Here is a 2,979-nt window from a genome sequence, read left to right as displayed (position 1 = left end):
GGCAGAGTCTTTCATGGTCATCCGGCTGATCCTGATCCTGGTACTGTTGGGAATCACACCCTTAGTCCTGTTCCTGCTGTCCTTACAGCTGTACCCGGATTTGCTGCATATTGATATCACACCTTAAGCCGTGATCTGCTTGGGGAAAGGGCTGTCAACGCGACGGGGAGCGCTCGTCAAACGCGGTTGACAGCCCTTACCATTTCAGGCTGTTTGTGAATTCAACGTAAAAACAGCCAGGGCATTCAGGAAGGGACCCGCGCCCGTTCCGGCTGAAAAACAATCTCTTTAATCTGCATGCGGCTGGCGTTTCCACTCACCACATCGCCTGTTTTACAGCCTAATATAGCAGTCCCAATCGGCGTCAGAATCGACAACCTTCCGCTGGCGATATTAGCCTGGTCCGGATAGACGAGCACATAGGTCTCATCTTCATTGATATCCAGATCGACCAGGGTGACCTTGGAATTCATCGTCACCACATCGGGGCTGATCTCTTCAGGATCGACAATGGCCGCAGCCTCCAGCTCACTCCGTAAACCGGTCAGGTACGGCTTGTTCCCAATTGCCTGGGTGTACTCGCTGTTTAACAGTCGCGAGAGTTTATAATAATCGTTCCGGGTGATTACGATCTGTTTCTGTTTAAAATTCATCTTCCTTTTCCTGACTTCAAATCAATCAGTCGATACTCGTATTCCATCAATAATTCGCGTCATCCAGTCGCGTGGACTGTAGATCTCTTAGAGCAAGTTTCAGGCCAGTACCTGACAGCGGCAATCGGTTACGTACAGGCGGCGCCAATTCGACATCGATTGATCTATACACTGCCCGATTTACCAGTGTCGGCAGTTCCGAAAAACGGGACTGAGAGGTGTGAACGGGGGCTGACAGGTGTCGCCCCGGGTTGACAGTCTCTAAGAAAGGGACCCACGCCGCCCGTAAATTTTACGAGCGAAAATCTGCCGCAGAAATATTGTGCTTGTTCAGCAGCTTATGCAGCCCCTGACGCGAGAGACCAGCCTGCTGTGCTGCCTGTGAGATATTCCCCTCATGCTTTTCCAGTAAAGCAGTCAGGTACTGATACTCGGCGTTTTCAATGGCCTCATCACGTGAGCCCTCAGCCACGCCAGTGGAATCGTGCTGGAGATCCGCCGGCGGATTGAGTAGTGATTCAGGAAGCTCGGTCTTTTCAATCGTCTCCCCACGCGTCAATGCGACGGCACGTTCGATCACATTCTTCAACTCCCGAATATTGCCCGGCCAGGAATATTCCCGCAGAGACTCCAGGGTCTCCGGGGCAAACTGCAACTCGCGACCACTTTTTTTCAGCGTCTGTTTCAGAAAATGTTCGGCCAGTAAGATGACGTCATCTTCCCGATCACGCAGGGGAGGCAGTTCAATATGAATCACTCCCAGCCGATAATACAGATCGCCGCGAAATCGACCGGCACTCACTTCCGCTTCCAGGTTCCGATTGGTCGCACAGACGAATCGCGTATCGATCTGCACAGCCTGACTTTTTCCCACAGGCGTAAAACGCGATTCCTGAATCGCCCGTAACAGCTTGGACTGCGACGCAGCCGGCAACTCACCGATTTCATCAAAGAATGCGGTTCCCTTGTCGGCCAGTTTCAGCAAGCCTTCCTGGTCGTTCACCGCGCCGGTAAAGGCCCCTTTCACATGACCAAACAGCACCGATTCGAACAGGGATTCCGGAATCGCCGTGCAATCAATGATCTGAAAGTTTTCCTTACTGCGCAGACTGTGCTCGTGAATCGTCTGCGCGACCACCTCTTTTCCGGTCCCACTCTCTCCGGTAATCAACACATTCACATCGGTCTCAGCGATGCGATCGACAATATCCAGAATTTCCATCAACGGAGCGCTCGCCCCGACGATATTCGGAAACCGTTTCGCTAATTCACTCTGTTCGCGGGCGGTGATGCTCTCGCTCCGCTGGAAAACACGACTCGGAATGGCCAGTGCCCTTCTGACGCTCGCCAGCAGATCTTCATATTTCACCGGCTTCAACAGGTAATCGGTGATTCCCAGGCGGATACTTTCAATCGCAGAGGGCATGGAAGGCACGCCGGTCACAACGATCAGTGGAATGTGCGGCCAGTTACTGCGTCCCTGGTGCAGCAGTTCCAGCTTGAGATTGCCCGGCATATTCAGGTCAGACAGAATGAGATCGAAGGGCTCCGCTTCCAGTTTTTCAATCGCGGCCCCCGCATGGGAAACACAAACGCAGTCAAACCCGGCTTTGCGCAGCAACTGCCCGGTCGTTTTCAGATACAGCGGTTCGTCGTCTGCAATCAGGATTCGCGGGGGCTGCTTTTCACTCATGAATGTCTTCTCTTCGTCTGTTGCACTTCAGGATCAGATCAATGGAACTCAGACAGCTACGCTTTACGTTAACGATTCCCGGGAGGATCTGCCACCGGGAAGTTCGCCGTGAAGACAGCCCCCTCTCCCGGTTGACTGGCCACTTCGATAGTACCTCCCATCGCCTCGATCAGACTTCGTGACACCGACAACCCCAGGCCCATCCCCTGCTTTGAATCTCCAACTTTAGTCGTAAAGAAAGGATCGAAGATCTGCGGCAGATCGCTCGGCTGAATTCCCTCCCCCTGATCGATCACCGCCACACTGACAGTAGCATCACCGGCCCCCACTTCTAAACGAACAGCACTCCCTTTCGGGGATGCCTGGATCGCATTCTGTATCAGGTTCAACAGGATCTGCTTGACTTCCCCTTCAGGCAGCGTCACCTGGATCTCTTCCTGATCCGATTCGCAATCGATCGTGACACCAGCTTTCGCAGCCGCGGGTTGCGAGAGACAGACAACGTCCTCAATCGCACGCGATAATGAAAAGGTCGTCGCATCATGAGAACTGGGGCGATACAGCTGATACATCTGATGGGTAATCGAACTGATCCGTTCAATTTCACTGTCGATCAGTTCCAGCAGTTCGTAA

3 protein-coding genes are annotated in these 2,979 nt (G+C 53.1%); all 3 read right to left on the bottom strand.

The features are described from left to right. Positions 1-245 precede the first annotated feature (245 nt). Complete coding sequence (locus RID21_RS29725; protein WP_145442678.1) at positions 246-653, bottom strand: GreA/GreB family elongation factor; 408 nt, start codon at positions 651-653, stop codon at positions 246-248. A 292-nt stretch (positions 654-945) separates the two neighbouring features. Next, positions 946-2,346 carry a sigma-54-dependent transcriptional regulator gene (locus RID21_RS29720; protein WP_350195332.1) on the bottom strand — a complete coding sequence of 467 codons (1,401 nt, stop codon included), beginning with the start codon at positions 2,344-2,346 and terminating at the stop codon, positions 946-948. A gap of 68 nt (positions 2,347-2,414) precedes the next feature. After that, on the bottom strand, positions 2,415-2,979 hold a 565-nt coding region (locus tag RID21_RS29715; RefSeq protein ID WP_350195330.1), incomplete at its 5' end, for a sensor histidine kinase.

This window comes from Gimesia sp. (genome assembly GCF_040219335.1).
Taxonomy (GTDB): Bacteria; Planctomycetota; Planctomycetia; order Planctomycetales; family Planctomycetaceae; genus Gimesia.
This window is presented reverse-complemented; position numbering and strand designations above follow the sequence as displayed.

What these genes read in the sequence shown, in the direction of transcription:
- RID21_RS29720 (WP_350195332.1), bottom strand. Translation starts at nt 2,346, where the DNA reads ATGAGTGAAAAGCAGCCCCCGCGAATCCTGATTGCAGACGACGAACCG.
- RID21_RS29725 (WP_145442678.1), bottom strand. Translation starts at nt 653, where the DNA reads ATGAATTTTAAACAGAAACAGATCGTAATCACCCGGAACGATTATTAT.